Genomic DNA, 19,054 nt, shown 5'->3' with positions numbered 1-19,054 from the left:
TCAATGACTTGCCACTGCGACCATGAGACAAAAGGGAAGGATGTCGGGGAATGGCCAGTGGATCATTCCGCAGAGGAGAAAAACAGCCACAAAAAAGCCCACCGCTCAGCGGTGGGCTTGATGCCGAATGATGGCTCAGTTCTCCTGATCCGGCTCCGCCAGCCAGATCTGCTGATCCGGATCGGTCTCTTCACTGACAGAAATGCTGACGCCCATATCGAGCAGTTCGTGCAGGGTTAGATTGTCAGCCAGGTTCATGACTTCGCCGTTTTCATTGGTAAAGCGCATTTGCTCCATCCTCTCCTTGGTGGGGTCGCCTTTCAGTCTAGTCAACAACGCTCACTTGCGATAACCAGCCAGCGGATAAACGCTCTCCCCCATCCAGCTCGCTCAGGCGATCACTCACCTCCTCCGGAAACAGGGTGCGCGCCCAGAGCCGACGAGACAGAGAGGCCACGCTCTCGTCAGCACCCGCAGCCAGCCAGCGGGCCAACTCCCCCGCCACATCGGGGTAGCAAACCGCCCCCGGCGAGGCGCTGTCGAGCCAGGTGCGCACCAGATTGGCATCGAGCACATCCATCAGGGTCGCCAGCCCCATCATCTCGAGGGTCTTGCCGTTGGTCAGCTGCTCGAACTGGCCGCCGAGGGGCTTGACCAGCAGCTTCTTGCCAAGGGTGAGCGCCTCGGAAGCGAGCTCGAAACCCGCGTTGGAGATGACGCCGCGACAACCGGCCAGCACGGCGATAAATCCGTGCCGCGACGGCGGTTCGAAGCACAGGTTGCGCCACTGGCTCGGGGTGCGAATGGCGGGATGAAAGCAGACGAAGCGCTGCTGACCAAAGCGCGACAACAGGGCAGCGATCGCCTCGGTCTGCTCAAACGGCAGATAGACCAGGATCTCGCAGTTATCCGGCGCGGCGGCGATGGGGTCGATCACCGGTGGTAGCAAGGGGTGGCCGAAGTGAAACCAGTGCAGCCCGAGCGGCTGATCCACTGGGGCAAAGTGGCGCATCAGCTGACGGCTGATCCCATTCTCCCCCCAGCGCGGGATGGGCCAGTTGAAGCTGGCCTGATGGCTAACGGTGAGGCTTGGCTTGCCATAGCGGCGGGCGGCGTAGGCGGTCAGCGGCTCAAAGTCGCTCACCACCAGATCGTATTCGCTGCAGTCGAGAGACCGCAGATCCCGCCAAAAGGTGAGCGGCGAGGCGGCTTGCAGGGTGCGCCACGGAGAAACTCGCCCCTCGTAACTGACAAAAGTGAGGCCGGGAAAGGCGCGGTAGGCGCCAAACTCCTCCATGTCGAAGTAGCAGTCGGCGGAGCGGCCGCTAAAGAGATAATCCACCTCGACCCCTGCCGTGCGCAACGCCCGCGCCAGGGTGCGACTGCGACTGATGTGGCCGTTGCCGGTGCCCTGCACCCCGAAGAGTATCCTCATGAATGGCTCCAGCCGAGCGCCAGCACGGCGCAACCACCACCCAGCAGAGCCCCGGCTACCAGATCGCTCAGGTAGTGTACCCCGAGCAGCAACCGGGATGCCCCCACCAGTGCCGCCCAGCCAAACAGCAGGGGTGCCCAGAGCGGAAAACCGGCGGCCAGTATGGTGGCCATCAGAAAGGCTGCGGCGGTATGGCCGGAGGGAAGGCTGTAGCGATCGGAAGGGGTGATAAAGACCGGCAAACCGACTGGCCGTTGCCGTTTCAGGCTGTTTTTCAGCAGCAGATAGAGGGGCAGTTCGATGGCGAAGGCAAGCAGCGCCAGTCGAACCAGTTCACGCTCTGCCTCCCCCAGCCACCAGAGCAAGGCGGCCAGCACGGCGTAAAGCGGGCCATCACCGGTGCGGGAAATGAGACGACTCACCCTCGCCTGCTGCCGGTTGTAACCGTGAAGCAGGCAGACCCGGCACACCTGCAGGTCCCATTGCTGGATCTTGTTCATATCTCCTCCTTCCCTGAATTCTGCTTGCAGAGTAGGAAGGCGGGATGACAGGACGTTGAACAAGGGATAACAGATTTATGAAAAAAGGGCCTAATGGCCCTTTTTAATTTCGATGTAGCGACAAAATCAGTGGTTGCCGCGCAGGCCGGTCTCCATCAGACGACAGTTGTGATCCGCCAGACGGGCCATGAAGTGCTCATCCACTTTCAGGCCAAACACCTGCTCGTAGAGATCTTTCATCACAAACGGCTGCCACATCATGCTGAGGAAGGAGATCTTCAACATCTCGGGGTCCAGATCGTCCCCCAGCTCGCCGTTGGACTTCATGGTTTCCAGCAGGGCATCAAACTGCGGCAGCTGACGCTCCAGCAGACGGCTCAGCACAAAATCCCGGCCCGGGCTCTTCTCGGTCGACAATGCGCTGGAGATAGCCGAGGTCAACTCGCTGTTGGGCGCCATCACCTGATAGTAGGTGTTGAGCAGCTCGTTCAAGCTGTGATTGCTGTGCTCATCTTGCCAAGCATGGTCGAGAGGCTCGGCCACATCACCCAGCACAGCTTTGTAAAGACCCTCTTTACTGCCGAAGTAGTAGTGGATCATCGCCAAATTGGAGCCGGCAAGCTCGGCGATTTCACGTGTAGTCACCTTGCTATAGGGAGTATTGAGAAAACGCTCACGGGCAGCAGCAAGCAACTTGTCACGAATGTCAGAACGTCCGACCGGACGACCAGGTCTACGTTTTTCCATTTAACACCTCAGATAATTCAGCCAATGCTGATAAGTCGATCTGGTTGTGCAGAGAATAGAGCACAGCAGGAATGACCAGATAATCGGTCATGGGCCGAATATGGGACAAGGAAATTTGCAATCCTTTACAATCCGATTAAATACGTCAGCAGATTGCCCCTGACCTTCCGTGTTGACACAGCATAAAAATCTCGATATTGGTAAAAGCGTTATCGACTGGAAGGAATAACAACGTCATGCGTATCGCCACCCCGCTACTACTAATCTCCCTAATCGCGTTAACTCGCGCGGGATCCTTGTAGCCGGGCTAAGGCATAGCCGGAATTTACAAAAACCCGTGCACCCTGCACGGGTTTTTTTATGCCGCCGCAGGATGCACGTTACCGAACTTAGGAAGAGGGAAGTCACATGTCAGATCGGGTCATCATATTCGACACCACCTTGCGTGATGGTGAGCAGGCCCTGGCGGCCAGTTTGACAGTCAAGGAGAAGCTGCAGATCGCCCAGGCACTGGAGCGGCTCGGTGTCGACGTCATGGAGGTGGGCTTCCCAGTCTCCTCTCCCGGCGATTTTCAATCGGTGCAGACCATCGCCCGCCACATCAAAAACAGCCGGGTCTGCGCCCTCGCCCGCGCCTTGCCCAAGGATATCGACGCCGCTGGCGAAGCCTTGCGGGTCGCCGAGGCGTTTCGCATCCATACCTTTATCTCCACCTCCTCCATCCATGTGGAGAGCAAGCTGAAAAAGAGCTTCGAGGATGTGCTGGAGATGGGGATCGGCGCCATCAAGCACGCCCTGCGCTACACCGATGATGTGGAGTTCTCCTGCGAGGATGCGGGCCGCACGCCGATCGATAATCTCTGCCGCATGGTGGAGGCCGCCATCAAGGCGGGGGCCCGTACCATCAATATCCCCGATACCGTGGGCTACACGGTACCGACCGAGTTCTCCGGCATCATCCACACCCTGTTCAACCGGGTCCCCAATATCGACAAGGCGATCATCTCGGTCCACTGCCACGACGATCTGGGGCTCTCGGTGGCCAACTCCATCGGCGCGGTGCAAATGGGAGCCCGCCAGATCGAGTGCACCATCAACGGCATCGGCGAGCGGGCGGGCAACTGCTCGCTGGAAGAGGTGGCGATGATCCTCAAAACCCGCGCCGACCTGCTCGGGGTGCAAACCAATATCCGCCACAACGAAATTCATCGTACCAGCACGCTGGTCAGCCAGCTGTGCAATATGCCGGTGCAGCCCAACAAGGCGATCGTCGGGGCCAACGCCTTCTCCCACAGCTCCGGCATCCATCAGGATGGGGTGCTCAAGGCGAAAAATACCTACGAAATCATCACTCCCGAGAGCATTGGCCTGACCCAGAACAACCTCAACATGACCTCCCGCTCCGGCCGCCACGTCATCAAGCACCGGATGGAGTCCATGGGGTATGCCGAGAGCAGCTACGACCTCGACCACCTCTACGGCAAGTTCCTGACCCTGGCCGATAAGAAGGGGCAGGTGTTCGACTACGACCTCGAAGCGCTGGCCTTCTTCAGCCAGATCCACGAAGAGCCGGAGCACTTCAAGCTGGAGTACCTCGGGGTCCAGAGCGGCAGTTCGGTGCTGGCCACCGCCTCGGTCAAATTGAAGGTGGGGCAGGATCTGATCTGTGAAGCGGCCACCGGCAATGGTCCGGTTGATGCTGTCTACCAGTGCATCAACCGCATCACCGGCTATGAGATCCGCATCGACAAATATGCCCTCAAGAGCAAGGGCGAAGGGGAAGATGCCCTCGGTCAGGTCGATATCGTCGCCGAGTACAAAGGACGCAAATTCCACGGCATGGGGCTGGCCACCGACATCATCGAATCCTCGGCCCACGCCCTGCTCCATGTGATCAACAGTATCTGGCGCGCCGATCAGGTGGCCGAGCAGATGGAACGCAATAACAGCATCAAATCAGAAACCGTCTGAGCAGGACTCGCAGCCACACAGACGGCATGGAATGACAACATCAGGACGGGGAACGTCTGAACCGGCAACCGCGCGCAGCGTCGGGGAAACCGGACAGAGGGATCTCAACGACAATATCAGGATGGAGAGTGTATGAGCAGTTATCGGATCGCAGTATTGCCGGGTGACGGCATTGGCCCGGAAGTGATGGCCGAGGCCGTCAAGGTGCTGGAAAAGGTGCAGGCTAGGTTCGGCTTTGCCTTCGAATATGATCGCCACGACGTGGGCGGCATCGCCATCGACAACCACGGCACCCCGCTGCCGCAGAGCACCATCGCTGGCTGTGAAGCGGCCGACGCCGTGCTGTTCGGCTCGGTGGGCGGCCCGAAATGGGAACATCTGCCCCCCAACGATCAGCCTGAGCGTGGCGCCCTGCTGCCCCTGCGCGCCCACTTCAAGCTGTTCTGCAACCTGCGTCCGGCCCGTATCTATACCGGTCTGGAACAGTTCTCCCCGCTGCGTGCCGACATCTCCGATCGCGGTTTTGACATCGCCTGCGTGCGCGAGCTGACCGGCGGCATCTACTTCGGTCAGCCCAAGGGGCGTGAAGGGGAAGGCCCCACCGAGAAGGCATTAGACACCGAGGTATACCATCGCTTCGAGATCGAGCGCATCGCCAAGATAGCCTTCGAATCCGCCCGCGTGCGCAAGGCCAAGGTCACCTCCATCGACAAGGCCAACGTGCTCGCCTCCTCCATTCTGTGGCGTGAGGTGGTGACGCAAGTTGCCAAGGATTATCCCGATGTCGAACTGAACCATATGTATATCGACAACGCCACTATGCAGCTCATCAAGGATCCGTCCCAGTTCGACGTGCTGCTCTGCTCCAACCTGTTCGGTGACATCCTCTCCGACGAGTGCGCCATGATCACCGGCTCCATGGGACTTCTCCCCTCCGCCAGCCTCAACGAATCGGGTTTCGGCCTGTTCGAACCGGCCGGTGGTTCGGCCCCGGATATCGCCGGCAAAGGGATTGCCAACCCCATCGCCCAGATCCTCTCCGCCGCCCTGATGCTGCGCTACAGCCTGGGTCAAGAGGCTGCCGCCCAGGCCATTGAGCAGGCCGTGGCCCAGACCCTGGCCGAGGGTTACTTCACCGCCGACCTGCATCAGGCCAGCGCCCGCCATCCGGTGCAGAGCACGTCCGAGATGGGTAGCCAGATCGCCGCCCGGATCTGAGCCGCATAACAGAGAACAAGGAAGAGAGAAGCAATGGCCAAGACCCTCTATCAGAAAGTATTCGACGCCCACGTGGTACGGGAAGTGGAAGGGGAGACCCCCCTCATCTACATCGACCGCCATCTGGTGCATGAAGTGACCAGCCCGCAGGCATTCGACGGCCTGCGCGCCATGAATCGCCAGCTGCGCCGCCCGGATCTGACTTGGGCTACCATGGATCACAACGTCTCCACCACCACCAAGGACATCGCCGCCTCCGGCGAGATGGCCCGCATCCAGATGGAGACGCTGGCCGACAACTGTAAAGAGTTCGGGGTTCGCCTCTACGATCTCAACCACAAATATCAGGGCATAGTCCATGTGATGGGCCCCGAGCTCGGTATTACCCTGCCCGGCACCACCATCGTCTGCGGTGACTCCCACACTGCCACCCACGGCGCCTTCGGTTCGCTGGCGTTCGGTATCGGCACCTCCGAAGTGGAGCATGTGATGGCGACCCAGACCCTGAAACAGGGCCGCGCCAAGACCATGCGCATTTCGGTCAATGGCAAGCTGGCCGAGGGCATCAGCGCCAAAGACGTGGTACTGGCCATTATCGGCAAGGTAGGCCACGCCGGTGGTACCGGCTACGTGGTGGAGTTCGCTGGCGAGGCCATTGCGAGCCTCTCCATGGAAGGGCGGATGACGGTGTGCAACATGGCCATCGAGCTCGGCGCCAAGGCGGGCATGATCGCCCCCGACCAGACCACCATAGACTACATTCGCGGCAAGGAGTTCGCCCCCAAGGGCGAGGTGCTGGAGCAGGCCATCGCCTACTGGCAGAGCCTCAAGAGCGATGCCGATGCCAAATTCGATGCCGAAGTGGTGCTCGACGCCGCCGACATCGCCCCTCAGGTCACCTGGGGCACCAACCCGGGTCAGGTGATCGCCGTCAATGAACCGATTCCGGCGCCAGAATCCTTCAGCGATCTGATGGAGCAGCAATCCGCCCGCAAGGCGCTCGCCTACATGGACTTGCAACCGGGCCAGAAGCTCTCCGACGTCGCCATCGACAAGGTGTTTATCGGATCGTGCACCAACAGCCGCATCGAGGATCTGCGTGCTGCCGCCGCCATCGCCCGCGGTCGCAAGGTGGCCGCTGGCGTGCAGGCGCTGGTGGTGCCTGGCTCCGAGCAGGTGAAGGCACAAGCCGAAGCCGAGGGGCTCGACAAGATCTTCATCGAGGCCGGTTTTGAGTGGCGCCTGCCCGGCTGCTCCATGTGTCTGGCAATGAACAACGACCGGCTGCAACCAGGGGAGCGCTGCGCCTCCACCAGCAACCGCAACTTCGAAGGACGTCAGGGCCGTGCCGGCCGCACCCATCTGGTGAGCCCGGCCATGGCCGCCGCCGCCGCCGTTACCGGCCGCTTCGCCGACATTCGCGCACTGTAAGAGGGAAGAGAGATGACAGGATTCAAACAACACAAAGGGATCGTCGTCCCCCTCGACAGCGCCAACGTCGACACCGACGCCATCATTCCCAAACAGTTTTTGCAAAAAGTAAACCGCATCGGTTTTGGCAAGCACCTGTTCCACGACTGGCGCTTCCTGGACGATGCCGGCCAGCAGCCCAACCCCGAGTTCGTGCTCAACCAACCGCAATTCGCCGGTGCCAGCATTCTGCTGGCCCGCGAGAACTTCGGCTGCGGCTCGAGCCGCGAGCACGCCCCCTGGGCGCTGGCGGACTACGGCTTCAAAACCATCATAGCCCCGAGCTTTGCCGACATCTTCTACGGCAACGCCATCAACAACGGCATGGTGCCGGTACGCCTGAAGGAAGAGGAGGTCGATGCCCTGTTCCAGCTGGTGGCCGCCAAGCCGGGCATCGAGATCGAGGTGGATCTGGAGGCCAATCAGGTACGTGCAGGTAGCCTCTGCTTCGGTTTCGAGATCGATGAATTCCGCCGTTACTGCCTGCTCAACGGGCTGGATGCCATCGGTCTGACCCTGCAGCACGAGGCCGCCATCAGCGCTTTTGAGGCGAAGCAGCCCAGCTGGATTTAACGCGCCAGTTGCAAAAAAACGAGTAGAATCAACAGGGAGCTTCGGCTCCCTGTTTTACTGTCCGCTACGCTTCCCACTTTGGGCCACCGGAACTGGCCCGTGCCACAGGAAAGGATGATGAAGAGACCGACGGCAATTCCTCTGCTCTGTGCCCTGCTGCTTGCCCTGCCTGCGGGGGCCAGCCAAACCAGCTTCAACAACAGCCTCGGCCAGATCAGCGTCGGCTGGCAGGATAGCGAAGGCAAATCCCAACAGCTCACCTACCGGCTCGAACAGGGCAAGTTACCGCCCCTTATCGCCTATCGCCCGGCGAGAATGCAGGAGGAGGTGTTGCAGGTGTTGCTGCGGGAGGTGCGCCAGAACTACCCCGAGGTGCAGTTCACCCTCGCCCGTCCCTCGCTGGAGCTGCATCTGAAAAGCCGCAATCAGGACAAGGCGCGCGAGGCGATGGCCTTTCTGCAGTCCAAGCGGAGCAAAGAGGAGCAGGCGTGGCTGACCAAACACTACTTCCAGTACTTCAACACCCCGGACGGGCAGCTGGCGGTGAAGCAGGATCATGTGCGCATCGCGCTGGAGAGTCGCAGCGGGCTGGCTCCACTGGCGGATCAACTCAAACAGCAGGGCAGTACCGAAATAGAAGCGCGCCAGAAAACCGTGGCCCATATGCTCACCTTTATCCAGAGCATCCCCTATCAGCAGCTCGACAGCCTGAATGGAAGACAGGGCAAGGGATTTCTATCTCCCCGTCAGGTGCTGGAGCAGAACCGGGGTGATTGCGACAGCAAGGTAACCCTGATGGCCGCCATGCTGGCCCAGCTCTTTCCCGAGCTGAAACAGGCCATGGTGTTCGTCCCCGGCCATGCCCTGCTGGCTGTTGACCTGCCCGCCAAGCCGGGGGATGTGACCCTCAACTGGCAGGGGCAGAACTACCTGCTGCTCGAACCTACCGGTCCCGCCACCTTGCCTGCTGGCCAAATAGCATCGACCAGCAAAACGCTGGTCGATAGCAAGCAGTTGAGTGTGCAGCCGGTTCAGGAGAAAGGCTAACTCCCTCTGCCGATAGGGAGAACAAGGATTAACCCTGAGGCAGAAACTCTACCGCCAGCAGCAACCCGCTCTCCTCCTCCAGTACCCGTATAATACGCGCATGAGCTTCAAAGGGGGGCAACAGGTTGTTGTTGGTGGCAAGACTGATCCGGATGGGCTGATTGATGTCGAGCTGGTGTTCAGAGACCGCAATCCCCATGCCGTTGGCACTGAGATCCCGGCAGATCCCCTCCAGCTCCAGCTGCTGCTGATAGACGGTGACCGGAGCATTGATGACCATGCGCGCAAAGGCACGCCTTTCCTTGGTATTGGTAAGCACGCAAACATCCTCTGTTGGGTGGGCGTCATCTCATGGGTATTGCACAATTGTGCTGGTCTACCCAAAAGAACGTTAATACAATGCGGTTCGTTTCTCAAACGGGGTGCGGTTTACCGCTGAGATTATACCCGTGTACCTGATCCAGATAATGCTGGCGGAGGAATTTGAGGCATGGCGCTCATTTTTTGCGCCCTCACCCGCTGGCACCTCGTTATTAACAAGTAATAGGGAGTGCCACCCATGAAGACCCTGCTGCTGGTCACCACCGGCCTGCTGTCGGCCAATGTGTTCGCCGCCGACACCCTTACCGTCTACACCTACAGCTCTTTCACTGCCGAGTGGGGTCCGGGGCCCAAGATCAAACAGGCCTTCGAGAAAGCGTGCGACTGCACCCTCAATCTGGTTCCCCTCGAAGATGGGGTAGCCATCCTCAACCGGCTGCGGCTGGAGGGCAACCACAGCAAGGCCGATCTGGTGCTGGGGCTCGACGATGCCCTCATCAGCGAAGCCAAGCAGAGCGGCCTGTTCGTCCCCCATCCCGCCAAGCTCGAAAGCATCAAGGTGCCGGGCGGCTGGCAGGATGACACCTTCGTCCCCTACGACTACGGCTACTTCGCCTTCGTCTATGACAAAGACAAACTCAAGCAGCCGCCCAAGAGCCTGAAAGAGCTGGTGGAGCGCCCCGACCTCAAAGTGATCTATCAGGATCCCCGCACCTCTACCCCGGGGCAGGGGCTGATGCTGTGGATGAAGTCTGTTTATGGCGACAAGGCGCCTGCCGCCTGGGCCGAGCTGGCCAGGAAGACGGTCACCGTCACCAAGGGGTGGTCAGAGGCCTATGGCATGTTCCTCGATGGCGAAGCGGACATGGTGCTCTCCTACACCACCTCTCCGGCCTATCACCTGATTGCCGAGAAAAAGCCCCAGTATCAGGCTGCGGCGTTTGAAGAGGGCCACTACCGTCAGGTGGAAGTGGCCGCCAAGCTGAAGAGCGCCAAACAGGAGAAGCTGGCTGACCAGTTCCTGCAATTTATGGTGAGCCCCGCCTTCCAGCAGGAAATCCCGACCGGCAACTGGATGTATCCGGTTATCGACACGCCGCTGCCCAAGGGCTTCGAGCAGATGATCACCGTAGCCAAGCCGCTCGCCTTCAGCAGCGATGAGGTGGCCGCCAATCGCAAAGGGTGGATCCGCGAGTGGCTGCAAGCCGTCACCCAGTGAGCCGTTATCTGAAACCACAGGCTCGTCCCCTCTGGTGGCTGCCGGGCAGTGCCGCCACCCTGTTGATCCTGCTGTTATCCCTCGGGCCGCTCGCGGCCCTGTTGTGGCAGGCCGGTTCGCTGGCACCCCGCACCCTGCTCGCAGACCCTTATCTGCGTCATGTGCTGGGCTTCAGTCTGGGACAGGCACTGCTCTCCACCCTGCTGAGTCTCGGGCTGGCCATTCCGGTGGCCCGCGCGCTGGCGCGGCGGCGATTCCTTGGCCGAACCCTGCTGATCAAGCTGTTTGGTCTCTCGCTGGTACTGCCGGTCATCATCGCCATCTTCGGCATAGTAGCGGTACACGGCAAACAGGGGTGGCTGCCGCAACTGCTGCGCAGCTTGGGGCTGGATCCCGGCAACTATCTCTACGGCCTGTTCGGCATTCTGCTGGCCCATGTCTTCTTCAACATGCCGCTGGCGGCACGTCTCATCCTGCAGAGCATCGAGAGCATCCCCGAATCGAGCTGGCGCCTCGCCAGCCAGCTCGGCATGCGCTCATCCCATATCTTCTGGCTGCTGGAGTGGCCGCTTATTCGCGGCATATTGCCCGGGCTGGCCAGCCTCATCTTTATGCTCTGCTTCACCAGCTTCACCACAGTGCTGGCACTGGGGGGCGGGCCGAAATCGACCACCCTGGAGGTGGCAGTCTATCAAGCGCTGCGCTTTGACTTCGATCTCGCCACCGCGGGCGGACTGGCGCTGGTACAGCTCATCCTGACCGCCGCCCTGCTCGCCCTGCAGCACAAGCTGCAGACTACCCCGGCTAGTCGGGTGACTCCCCATCGCCCCAGTCTGCGGCCGGACCGTCATCAGCCGGGCGCGGCCGTGGTGGATCTCCTCTCGCTCGGCATCGGGCTCGCCATCTTTCTGCCACCGCTGCTGGCCATCGTGGTGGCAGGCCTTCAACCCGACCTGCTGACGGCGCTCACGTCCAGCAAGCTGTGGCAGGCGAGCGGCCAGTCACTGTTGATTGCGCTGGCGGCGGGCACCCTTGCCACCCTGCTCGGTGGCGCACTGCTGCTCACCAGCCGTCATCTGCGGGTACGGGTTCGCAAGCGACGGGCTGCCGCCCTGTGGGAAGCCAGCGGCTCGGTGATCCTGATGATCCCGGCAGTGGTGCTCTCTACCGGCCTGTTCATCCTGTTTATGCCCTTTGCCGACGTGTTCGCCCTCGGCCCCTGGCTGGTGGTGCTGGTCAACGCCCTGATGGCGCTACCCTATGTGCTTCGCACCCTCTCCGCCCCCATGCAGCTGGTGGTGCGCCAGTATGACCGGCTGGCGGACAGCCTGGGGGTACGTGGCCTGCATCGCCTGCGGCTGGTGGAGTGGCCGCTGCTGCGCCGTCCGCTGGCACTGGCGATGGCGCTGTCGATGATCCTCTCGCTGGGGGATCTTGGTGCCATCGCCATGTTTGGCAGCCAGGAGCTCACCACCCTGCCCTGGCTGCTCTACCAGCAGCTCGGCAGTTACCGGCTGACCGAAGCGGCCGCCACCGCCCTGCTGCTGCTGACACTCTGTTTCTCCCTGTTCTGGCTGGTGGAACGGGGACTTGGAGGAAAACATGCTGAACATTGATACGCTGGTGACCAGCTACCCCGACTGGCGCGTCAGCTTCAGCGCGAAGCTGCCCAAAGGGGAGATCACCGCGCTGATTGGCCCAAGCGGCGCAGGCAAATCGACCCTGCTCGGGATGATCGCCGGATTCGTGCCGGTGGAGTCGGGCAGCCTCAGCTTCGATGGCGAAGATCTGTTGCCGCTGGGCCCGGCCGAGCGGCCAGTCACCACCCTGTTTCAGGATCACAACCTGTTCCTGCACCTGTCGGTGTTCGACAATATCGCCATCGGCTTGCACCCGGGTCTGCGCCTGAGTGCCGCCCAGCGGGCACAGGTGATCGATGCAGCCGAGCGGGTTGGTCTTGGCGAGATGCTAAACCGTCTGCCGGAGCAGCTCTCCGGCGGCCAGCAGCAGCGGGTCGCGCTGGCTCGCGCGCTGGTGCGCGGCAAACCGCTGCTGCTGCTGGATGAGCCCTTCTCTGCCCTCGATCCCGCCCTGCGCCGGGAGATGCTGGCGGAAGTGGCGAGGCTAGCCTGCGAGCAAGGCATTACCGTACTGATGGTCTCCCACAATCCTGAAGATGCCCAGCTGATTGCCGATCAGGTGCTGTTTGTCGACGAGGGGCGCATCGCCCTGCAAGGCAAGCCGGATATTCTGCAAAATAGCGACCACCCGGGGCTGCTGCGCTACCTTGGATAGTGACCCAAGGACACTGAACTGGTGACGGGATCAAAAAAGGGAAGCCAAGTGGCTTCCCTTTTTCATATGAAGATAGTCAGCTAAATCAGAGGTTTTCCTCGGCAAAGGATGCCAATCTGCTACGCACCACGCCATTGAGGAAGATGTTGGCACTGCCGTCAAAATCCTTGAAACGCTCGACTATGTAGGTGAGACCCGAGGTCACCGGGCTCAGATAGTTGGAGTCGATCTGGGCCAGGTTACCGGAGCAGACGATCTTGGTGCCTTCGCCGCAGCGTGTGATGATGGTCTTGATCTGGGATGCGGTCAGGTTCTGGCATTCATCCAGCAATACGAAGGTGTTCTGGATGCTGCGCCCGCGCATGAAGTTGACCGATTTGAACTGGATATTGGCCTTCTCCATGATGTAGCTGAGCGAGCCGCTCATGTTCTCGTCCTGCTTGTGCAGCACCTCCAGGGTGTCGGTCACCGCCGCCAACCAGGGCATCATCTTCTCCTCTTCGGTGCCGGGCAGGAAGCCGATGCTTTCGGCAATTTCCGGCGTATTCCGGGTGACGATCACCTTCTCGTAAATGCCCTTCTCAATCACCAGCTCCAGCGCAGCAGCCATGGCCAGCAAGGTTTTGCCGCAACCCGCCGGGCCGGTCAGGATCACCAGATCGATGTGCGGATCGAGCAGTGCATCCAGCGCCATCCCCTGATAGACGTTCTTGGGATGCACACCCCACGCCTTGCGGGACATCAGCCGCTCGCGCCCCAGATCCTTGATGCGGATCTTGTTGCCATCGTGGCTGAGTACCCGAGCGGCGAAGAAATTCTCTTCATCCACCAGATACTGGTTTACGTGAACCCCTTCCAGCAGATTGGCATCGATCACATGGATGGTGTCGCGGCCATGGGTCTCGCTCTCGCACTCGCCAACCCGCTCCCAGAAGCTGCCGGGCACCACCTGAAAGCCTTTGGCCAGCAGGCGGATATCGTCGATCAGCTGGTCACTACGGTAATCTTCAACGTGAGCAAGCCCGGCCCCTTTGGCCTTGAGGCGCATGTTGATATCTTTGGTGACCAGCACCACCTGACGCTTCAACTCATGCTTTTGCAGATAGAGGGCCGCGTTGATGATACGGTTGTCGGCCTCCTTGTCGGTAAAGACCTCGGCATCCTGCGGCAGATGGTGATCGCTAAAGATGCAGATATTGCCGCTCGCTTCGCCAGCCAGCGGCACGCCCTGGGTGATCTGATCCGGGGTTGCATCGCGGAACACATCTTCCAGCGCACGAATGGCCACCCGCGCGTCGCGGCTGACATCCTTGTTGCGATCCTTGATGTTATCGAGCTCTTCCAGCACCGTCATGGGGATGAGCACGTCGTGCTCTTTGAAGGAGTAGATAGCGAGGGGTTCGTGAAGCAGAACGTTGGTATCCAGGATAAACAGCTTTCGGTCCGTATTGTCCATAAGCATCCTCCTTGGCACTGAAGGGCCACGTGTGTGAATCTCGGATGTCATTGAAACCACACGGCCGTGACAGTTTTATTACCTTCAACGCTACGCCCGATTTTACTATCGCGCAACAAATCACTGGGCCGCCTGATTTGATTGCGCATAAAAACAGCAATGCAAAGACCGGCACTGCGGCCGGTCTTTTCTCTATCGTTCAACTACTTGGGCATGCCTGTCAGCCGCACTTGGAGTCGCCACAGTTGAGGCAGGTCATGCAGCCATCCTTCAGCACCAACGCCTTGGTATGGCACTTGTAGCAGAGCGCGGCATTGGCCGGAAAACCACTGCTCGCCTGCTGCTCTTCAGCCTCCTGAGCGGCTTTCAACTCGGCCTGCTTCTCGGCCAGAAATGCCTGCTGATGCTCGTCCAACCCCGGCGCCTTGAGCATGCCGATCTCGGTGAGATGGCTCTCGATCACGTTGCCAATTTCGGCGATCAGCGACGGCACATACTTGCCCTTGTTCCAGTAACCTCCCTTGGGATCAAACACCGAGCGCAGCTCCTCCACCAGGAATGTGACATCCCCACCCTTGCGGAATACCGCCGAGATGATGCGGGTCAACGCCACGATCCACTGGTAGTGTTCCAGACTCTTGGAGTTGATGAAGATCTCGAACGGACGGCGGGTTTCGTGCACTGTGCCTTCGTTGAGAATAATGTCGTTGATGGTGATGAACAGCGAGTGCTCGGAGACATGCTCCGGCGTCTTCAGCTTGTAGGTGGTGCCCATCAGCCGCTCCGGGCGCAGCACGGTTTCGTGCATATGCACCACGTCATCCTGCGCAGAGAGATCTTCTTGCGGCTCATCCTTGGTACGCACCTTGTAGGCGACGATTTTCTTGTCGATCTTCTTGACCATAATGTCGTTCTCAGAATTTACCGTAATAGCCTTCTTTCAAGGCGTCGTAGAGGTTGGCGGCCGTATGCAGCTCGCCATCGTATTCAATCTCTTCGTTCCCCTTGACGGAGATGACGGAGCCATCCTCCAGGGTGAAATCGTACAGGGTGTTCTCCAGATCCTTCTCCTTCACCAGCACGCCCTGGAAGGCCTCCGGGTTGAAACGGAAGGTGGTGCAGCCCTTGAGACCGGAGTCCGAGGCATACATGTAGATGTCCTTGAACTTCTCGAACGGGAAATCAGTCGGCACGTTGGCAGTCTTGGAGATGGAAGAGTCAATCCAGCGCTGGGCCGCCGCCTGAATGTCCACGTGCTGGGCCGGGCTGATGTCGTCGGCAGTAATGAAATAGCCCGGCAGACGGCTCGCCTCATCATCGGCATAGGGCATGGCGGCCGGATTCACCAGCTCGCGGTAGGCCAGCAGCTCGAAGGAGTAGACGTCGACGCTCTCCTTGCTCTTCTTGCCCGGCTTGATGACGTTGCGGCTGTAGTGGTGGGCAAAACTCGGCTCGATGCCGTTGCTGGCGTTGTTGGCCAGTGACAGCGAGATGGTGCCGGTCGGCGCAATACTGCTGTGGTGAGTGAAACGCCCACCCACTTCGGCCAGCTCGGCGACCAGCGCAGGATCCACTTCGGCAACCTGCTGCATGTAGCGGCTGTAGCGCGCATGCAGCACCTTGCCCTTCACCTTGTCGCCCACCTTGATGCCATCAGCCGCCATTTCCGGGCGCAGACGCAGCATCTTGCCGGTCACTTCAAACTCCTGCTCCATGATGGGGGCTGGGCCCTTCTCCTTGGCAAGACGCAGGGACTCCTGCCAGCCGGTCATCGCCAGCTCCTGGGATACCTGCTCGGTAAAGGCTACGGATGCCGCAGAGCCGTACTTGATCTGCAGCATGGTGAGGGTCGAACCAAGACCCAGGAAACCCATGCCATGCCGGCGCTTGGCTGTGATCTCCTCGCGCTGTTTAGCCAGTGGCAGCTGGTTGATCTCCACCACGTTGTCGAGCATGCGGGTAAAGATGGCCACCACCTTGCGAAACGCCTGCCAATCGAATGCCGCGTTTTCAGTAAAAGGGTCGCGCACAAACTTGGTCAGATTGACCGAGCCCAGCAGACAGGCACCGTAGGGCGGCAACGGCTGCTCGCCACAGGGGTTGGTCGCGCGGATCTCTTCACAGAACCAGTTGTTGTTCATCTGGTTGACCTTGTCGATCAGGATGAAGCCGGGCTCTGCATAGTCATAGGTGGAGGTCATAATGACATTCCACAGCTTGCGGGCTGGCATGGTCTTGTAGACCTTACAAGCGACCTGCCCCAACTCGTTGAATACAACCCCTTCCTTGTTGGGCCAGTCGGCCCAGAGCACCTGAGCGGGATCGTCCAGCGCAATGCCATCCTGCTCCACCTCTTTGGCGGTGTAAGGGAAGATCAGCGACCAGGGGGCATCCTCTTTCACCGCCTTGACGAAATCTTCGGTGATGAGCAGGGAGAGGTTGAACTGACGCAGGCGGCCATCTTCACGCTTGGCCTGAATAAACTCGATCACATCGGGATGGCGGATATCCATGGTGCCCATCTGGGCGCCGCGACGGCCACCGGCTGACGAGACGGTGAAACACATCTTGTCATAGATATCCATGAAGGAGAGCGGGCCGGAGGTGTAAGCACCGGCACCGGAGACAAAGGCACCACGTGGACGCAGGGTCGAGAAGTCGTAGCCGATACCACAACCGGCTTTCAGGGTCAGGCCAGCCTCGTGCACCTTGCCGAGGATATCGTCCATCGAATCTTCGATGGTGCCGGAAACAGTACAGTTGATGGTCGAAGTCGCAGGCTTGTGCTCAAACGCCCCGGCGTTGGAGGTGATGCGGCCCGCCGGAATGGCCCCATTGCGCAGCGCCCACAGGAACGGCTCATACCAGGCCTCAGGCTCCAGCTCCTGCTCTGCCAACGCACGGGCTACCCGCTGGTAGGTCTCATCGATAGAGCTGTCGATGGGAGTGCCATCCTTGCTCTTGAGGCGATACTTGCTATCCCAGATCTCGAGGGACGTTTCCTGCATGGGGATAAGGCGGGAGCCAAGCTCACTCTCCAGCACCGGGTTCGATTTAGCCATTTTCAATCAACCTTATGTGAATGCATCGACATCACGACAACAGCAGAAAACACAACCAATGGTGCCGTCTAAAATTAATGACACAATATATAGTACACCTGATGCCATGAGGGCGCCGATTCTAACCTAAAAAAATGCCCCGGCCAGCAGATTTCTGGGCCGAGGCACTTAACTGATTAATTTACTGAGAGATTTAACACTCAGAGATAGATCAGGGCTTCTTGACGTATACCGTCGGTGTTTCACCCGCCATATTCAGATAGAACTCGTAGACGCCATCGGCATCCGGTGAGAACTTCATGTCCTCATACTTGGAACAGGGGTTGACCGGCACAGCCTCACCACCCAGTACGGCAACACCATCACTCGGGCTCTTGTAGCCAAAGTTGGTACCGCAGCTCCAGCCTGAATCAGCAAACTTGAACTTGTAGGGGGCCCACTCTTTCTTGAGGGTACCTTTGGCCATGTAGAGCTTGTCGGCTACCTTGACTACCTTGCTTTCATCAGTCGCCATCCAGTCGTTCATCTCCCCGCGCAGGTAGATGGACTTGCCACCGAAGTCGCTGTTGTCTGCCCCCGCCTGCTCTGCACCACCATTGGATGCGCAACCGCCTAATACCAGGGTTCCCGCCGCCAGCATCATCGTTACTGTTCTCTTGAACATGAGTCTATTCCTTAAATTATTGTGATTCCTTGGTCCATCAATATGGACTGAAGAATTAAACCAGAGGAGACATAACAAGAAAGGTAGAGGCATCACATTCTGTACTTTTTGTATCCAACACATTGAATTGGTGAGCAAATATCGAACAGAAAAAGAGGTCTTTTTGGGGCTTTAGAAGGGTAATCAATGAATGACAAGAAGGGGGAAGTATAATAATCCGGCGACGTGATGAATTGCAGGCAATAAAAAACCCCGCTCGATGAGCGGGGTTTCTTGTATTGGGTGCCTGGCAGTGTCCTACTCTCGCATGGCGAATGCCACACTACCATCGGCGCTACCGCGTTTCACTTCTGAGTTCGGCATGGGATCAGGTGGTTCCACGGCGCTATGGCCGCCAAGCAAATTCTTCAATCCAGAAAGCTGACGTGAATAACGACTGAGTCATTATCACTGAATTAGTAGTTCGCTTAGGTTTGCTACAAGCCTTAGAACACTTCTTGGGTGTTGTATGGTTAAGCCTCACGGGTAATTAGTATGGGTTAGCTCAACACGTCGCCGCGCTTACACACCCCACCTATCAACGTTGTGGTCTCCAACGGCCCTTTAGGACCCTCAAGGGGTCAGGGATGACTCATCTCAGGGCTCGCTTCCCGCTTAGATGCTTTCAGCGGTTATCGATTCCGAACTTAGCTACCGGGCAGTGCCACTGGCGTGACAACCCGAACACCAGAGGTTCGTTCACTCCGGTCCTCTCGTACTAGGAGCAACTCCCTTCAATCATCCAACGCCCACGGCAGATAGGGACCGAACTGTCTCACGACGTTCTGAACCCAGCTCGCGTACCACTTTAAATGGCGAACAGCCATACCCTTGGGACCGACTTCAGCCCCAGGATGTGATGAGCCGACATCGAGGTGCCAAACACCGCCGTCGATATGAACTCTTGGGCGGTATCAGCCTGTTATCCCCGGAGTACCTTTTATCCGTTGAGCGATGGCCCTTCCATTCAGAACCACCGGATCACTATGACCTACTTTCGTACCTGCTCGACCTGTCCGTCTCGCAGTTAAGCTGGC

17 protein-coding genes, 2 rRNA genes and 1 riboswitch (1 of these 20 cut by a window edge) are annotated in these 19,054 nt (G+C 59.2%); of the genes, 8 read left to right on the top strand and 11 right to left on the bottom strand.

The genetic code is table 11. From position 1 onward, the window contains the following. Positions 1-135: 135 nt before the first annotated feature. The 4 genes from I6L35_RS09840 to I6L35_RS09825 form a co-directional block, all read right to left on the bottom strand. Entirely contained in the window at positions 136-288 is a 153-nt protein-coding gene (locus I6L35_RS09840) for a hypothetical protein (RefSeq protein WP_005339147.1), read from the bottom strand. Positions 289-325: 37 nt separating this feature from the next. After that, complete coding sequence (locus I6L35_RS09835) at positions 326-1,435, bottom strand: MJ1255/VC2487 family glycosyltransferase (RefSeq protein ID WP_216980150.1); 1,110 nt, start codon at positions 1,433-1,435, stop codon at positions 326-328. Continuing rightward, positions 1,432-1,935, bottom strand: a complete 504-nt coding sequence (locus tag I6L35_RS09830) for a phosphatase PAP2 family protein (protein WP_005341190.1) — start codon at positions 1,933-1,935, stop codon at positions 1,432-1,434. Before I6L35_RS09830 ends, I6L35_RS09835 begins: the two co-directional genes overlap by 4 nt. A 126-nt stretch (positions 1,936-2,061) precedes the next feature. Further along, positions 2,062-2,682 carry a TetR/AcrR family transcriptional regulator gene (locus I6L35_RS09825; RefSeq protein WP_216980149.1) on the bottom strand — a complete coding sequence of 207 codons (621 nt, stop codon included), beginning with the start codon at positions 2,680-2,682 and terminating at the stop codon, positions 2,062-2,064. A 408-nt stretch (positions 2,683-3,090) separates the two neighbouring features. Between I6L35_RS09825 and leuA the strand changes: the two genes are divergently transcribed. From leuA to I6L35_RS09800, 5 genes are all read left to right on the top strand, one after another. Then, on the top strand, positions 3,091-4,653 hold the full coding sequence (leuA, locus tag I6L35_RS09820) for a 2-isopropylmalate synthase (protein ID WP_123173743.1): 1,563 nt from the start codon (positions 3,091-3,093) through the stop codon (positions 4,651-4,653). A 132-nt stretch (positions 4,654-4,785) separates the two neighbouring features. Then, positions 4,786-5,871 (top strand): 3-isopropylmalate dehydrogenase, encoded by a 1,086-nt coding sequence (gene leuB, locus I6L35_RS09815; RefSeq protein WP_216980148.1) that lies wholly within the window; start codon positions 4,786-4,788, stop codon positions 5,869-5,871. 33 nt (positions 5,872-5,904) lie between these two features. After that, complete coding sequence (gene leuC / locus I6L35_RS09810) at positions 5,905-7,302, top strand: 3-isopropylmalate dehydratase large subunit (RefSeq protein ID WP_216980147.1); 1,398 nt, start codon at positions 5,905-5,907, stop codon at positions 7,300-7,302. Positions 7,303-7,314: 12 nt separating this feature from the next. Continuing rightward, complete coding sequence (leuD, locus tag I6L35_RS09805) at positions 7,315-7,914, top strand: 3-isopropylmalate dehydratase small subunit (RefSeq protein ID WP_100654506.1); 600 nt, start codon at positions 7,315-7,317, stop codon at positions 7,912-7,914. A gap of 117 nt (positions 7,915-8,031) precedes the next feature. Beyond that, positions 8,032-8,961, top strand: a complete 930-nt coding sequence (locus tag I6L35_RS09800) for a transglutaminase domain-containing protein (RefSeq protein WP_128815265.1) — start codon at positions 8,032-8,034, stop codon at positions 8,959-8,961. Between the two features lie 28 nt (positions 8,962-8,989). Here I6L35_RS09800 and I6L35_RS09795 read toward each other — a convergent pair whose 3' ends face one another. Further along, positions 8,990-9,280: a PilZ domain-containing protein gene (locus tag I6L35_RS09795; RefSeq protein WP_216952900.1), complete on the bottom strand. Its 291-nt coding sequence runs from the start codon at positions 9,278-9,280 to the stop codon at positions 8,990-8,992. A gap of 89 nt (positions 9,281-9,369) precedes the next feature. Then, a riboswitch (TPP riboswitch) is annotated at positions 9,370-9,460 on the top strand. Between the two features lie 60 nt (positions 9,461-9,520). Between I6L35_RS09795 and thiB the strand changes: the two genes are divergently transcribed. From thiB to thiQ, 3 genes are read left to right on the top strand one after another with little or no spacing between them, the layout of a single operon-like run. Further along, on the top strand, positions 9,521-10,501 hold the full coding sequence (gene thiB / locus I6L35_RS09790) for a thiamine ABC transporter substrate binding subunit (RefSeq protein WP_216980146.1): 981 nt from the start codon (positions 9,521-9,523) through the stop codon (positions 10,499-10,501). Continuing rightward, positions 10,498-12,117 (top strand): thiamine/thiamine pyrophosphate ABC transporter permease, encoded by a 1,620-nt coding sequence (gene thiP, locus I6L35_RS09785; protein ID WP_216980266.1) that lies wholly within the window; start codon positions 10,498-10,500, stop codon positions 12,115-12,117. The genes thiB and thiP overlap by 4 nt, the downstream gene beginning before the upstream one ends. Beyond that, entirely contained in the window at positions 12,104-12,796 is a 693-nt protein-coding gene (gene thiQ, locus I6L35_RS09780) for a thiamine ABC transporter ATP-binding protein (protein ID WP_216980145.1), read from the top strand. The genes thiP and thiQ overlap by 14 nt, the downstream gene beginning before the upstream one ends. 85 nt (positions 12,797-12,881) lie before the next feature. Here the strand turns inward: thiQ and I6L35_RS09775 are convergent, their stop codons facing one another. From I6L35_RS09775 to I6L35_RS09750, 6 genes are all read right to left on the bottom strand, one after another. Continuing rightward, positions 12,882-14,252, bottom strand: a complete 1,371-nt coding sequence (locus tag I6L35_RS09775; protein WP_005358170.1) for a PhoH family protein — start codon at positions 14,250-14,252, stop codon at positions 12,882-12,884. Positions 14,253-14,472: 220 nt separating this feature from the next. Beyond that, a complete protein-coding gene (locus I6L35_RS09770; protein WP_021231985.1) occupies positions 14,473-15,156 on the bottom strand; it encodes an NrdJb in 684 nt (227 codons plus the stop codon). A 10-nt stretch (positions 15,157-15,166) separates the two neighbouring features. Beyond that, positions 15,167-17,314 (bottom strand): adenosylcobalamin-dependent ribonucleoside-diphosphate reductase, encoded by a 2,148-nt coding sequence (locus I6L35_RS09765; RefSeq protein WP_216980144.1) that lies wholly within the window; start codon positions 17,312-17,314, stop codon positions 15,167-15,169. A 211-nt stretch (positions 17,315-17,525) separates the two neighbouring features. Next, positions 17,526-17,978, bottom strand: a complete 453-nt coding sequence (locus tag I6L35_RS09760; protein WP_005349109.1) for a pullulanase — start codon at positions 17,976-17,978, stop codon at positions 17,526-17,528. 284 nt (positions 17,979-18,262) lie between these two features. After that, a 5S ribosomal RNA gene (gene rrf, locus I6L35_RS09755) occupies positions 18,263-18,377 on the bottom strand. 109 nt (positions 18,378-18,486) lie between these two features. Then, positions 18,487-19,054, bottom strand: a 23S ribosomal RNA gene (locus I6L35_RS09750); it runs 2,322 nt beyond the window's last position.

Source organism: Aeromonas sp. FDAARGOS 1405 (genome assembly GCF_019048265.1).
Taxonomy (GTDB): Bacteria; Pseudomonadota; Gammaproteobacteria; order Enterobacterales; family Aeromonadaceae; genus Aeromonas; species Aeromonas veronii_A.
Note: the sequence above shows the minus strand (reverse complement) of the source record. Positions and strands in the feature narration are given on the sequence as shown.

What these genes read in the sequence shown, in the direction of transcription:
- leuA (WP_123173743.1), top strand. Translation starts at nt 3,091, where the DNA reads ATGTCAGATCGGGTCATCATATTCGACACCACCTTGCGTGATGGTGAG.
- I6L35_RS09835 (WP_216980150.1), bottom strand. Translation starts at nt 1,435, where the DNA reads ATGAGGATACTCTTCGGGGTGCAGGGCACCGGCAACGGCCACATCAGT.
- thiQ (WP_216980145.1), top strand. Translation starts at nt 12,104, where the DNA reads ATGCTGAACATTGATACGCTGGTGACCAGCTACCCCGACTGGCGCGTC.
- I6L35_RS09770 (WP_021231985.1), bottom strand. Translation starts at nt 15,156, where the DNA reads ATGGTCAAGAAGATCGACAAGAAAATCGTCGCCTACAAGGTGCGTACC.
- I6L35_RS09830 (WP_005341190.1), bottom strand. Translation starts at nt 1,935, where the DNA reads ATGAACAAGATCCAGCAATGGGACCTGCAGGTGTGCCGGGTCTGCCTG.
- I6L35_RS09825 (WP_216980149.1), bottom strand. Translation starts at nt 2,682, where the DNA reads ATGGAAAAACGTAGACCTGGTCGTCCGGTCGGACGTTCTGACATTCGT.
- I6L35_RS09775 (WP_005358170.1), bottom strand. Translation starts at nt 14,252, where the DNA reads ATGGACAATACGGACCGAAAGCTGTTTATCCTGGATACCAACGTTCTG.
- I6L35_RS09760 (WP_005349109.1), bottom strand. Translation starts at nt 17,978, where the DNA reads ATGTTCAAGAGAACAGTAACGATGATGCTGGCGGCGGGAACCCTGGTA.
- I6L35_RS09800 (WP_128815265.1), top strand. Translation starts at nt 8,032, where the DNA reads ATGAAGAGACCGACGGCAATTCCTCTGCTCTGTGCCCTGCTGCTTGCC.
- thiB (WP_216980146.1), top strand. Translation starts at nt 9,521, where the DNA reads ATGAAGACCCTGCTGCTGGTCACCACCGGCCTGCTGTCGGCCAATGTG.
- I6L35_RS09840 (WP_005339147.1), bottom strand. Translation starts at nt 288, where the DNA reads ATGCGCTTTACCAATGAAAACGGCGAAGTCATGAACCTGGCTGACAAT.
- leuB (WP_216980148.1), top strand. Translation starts at nt 4,786, where the DNA reads ATGAGCAGTTATCGGATCGCAGTATTGCCGGGTGACGGCATTGGCCCG.
- I6L35_RS09765 (WP_216980144.1), bottom strand. Translation starts at nt 17,314, where the DNA reads ATGGCTAAATCGAACCCGGTGCTGGAGAGTGAGCTTGGCTCCCGCCTT.
- leuD (WP_100654506.1), top strand. Translation starts at nt 7,315, where the DNA reads ATGACAGGATTCAAACAACACAAAGGGATCGTCGTCCCCCTCGACAGC.
- leuC (WP_216980147.1), top strand. Translation starts at nt 5,905, where the DNA reads ATGGCCAAGACCCTCTATCAGAAAGTATTCGACGCCCACGTGGTACGG.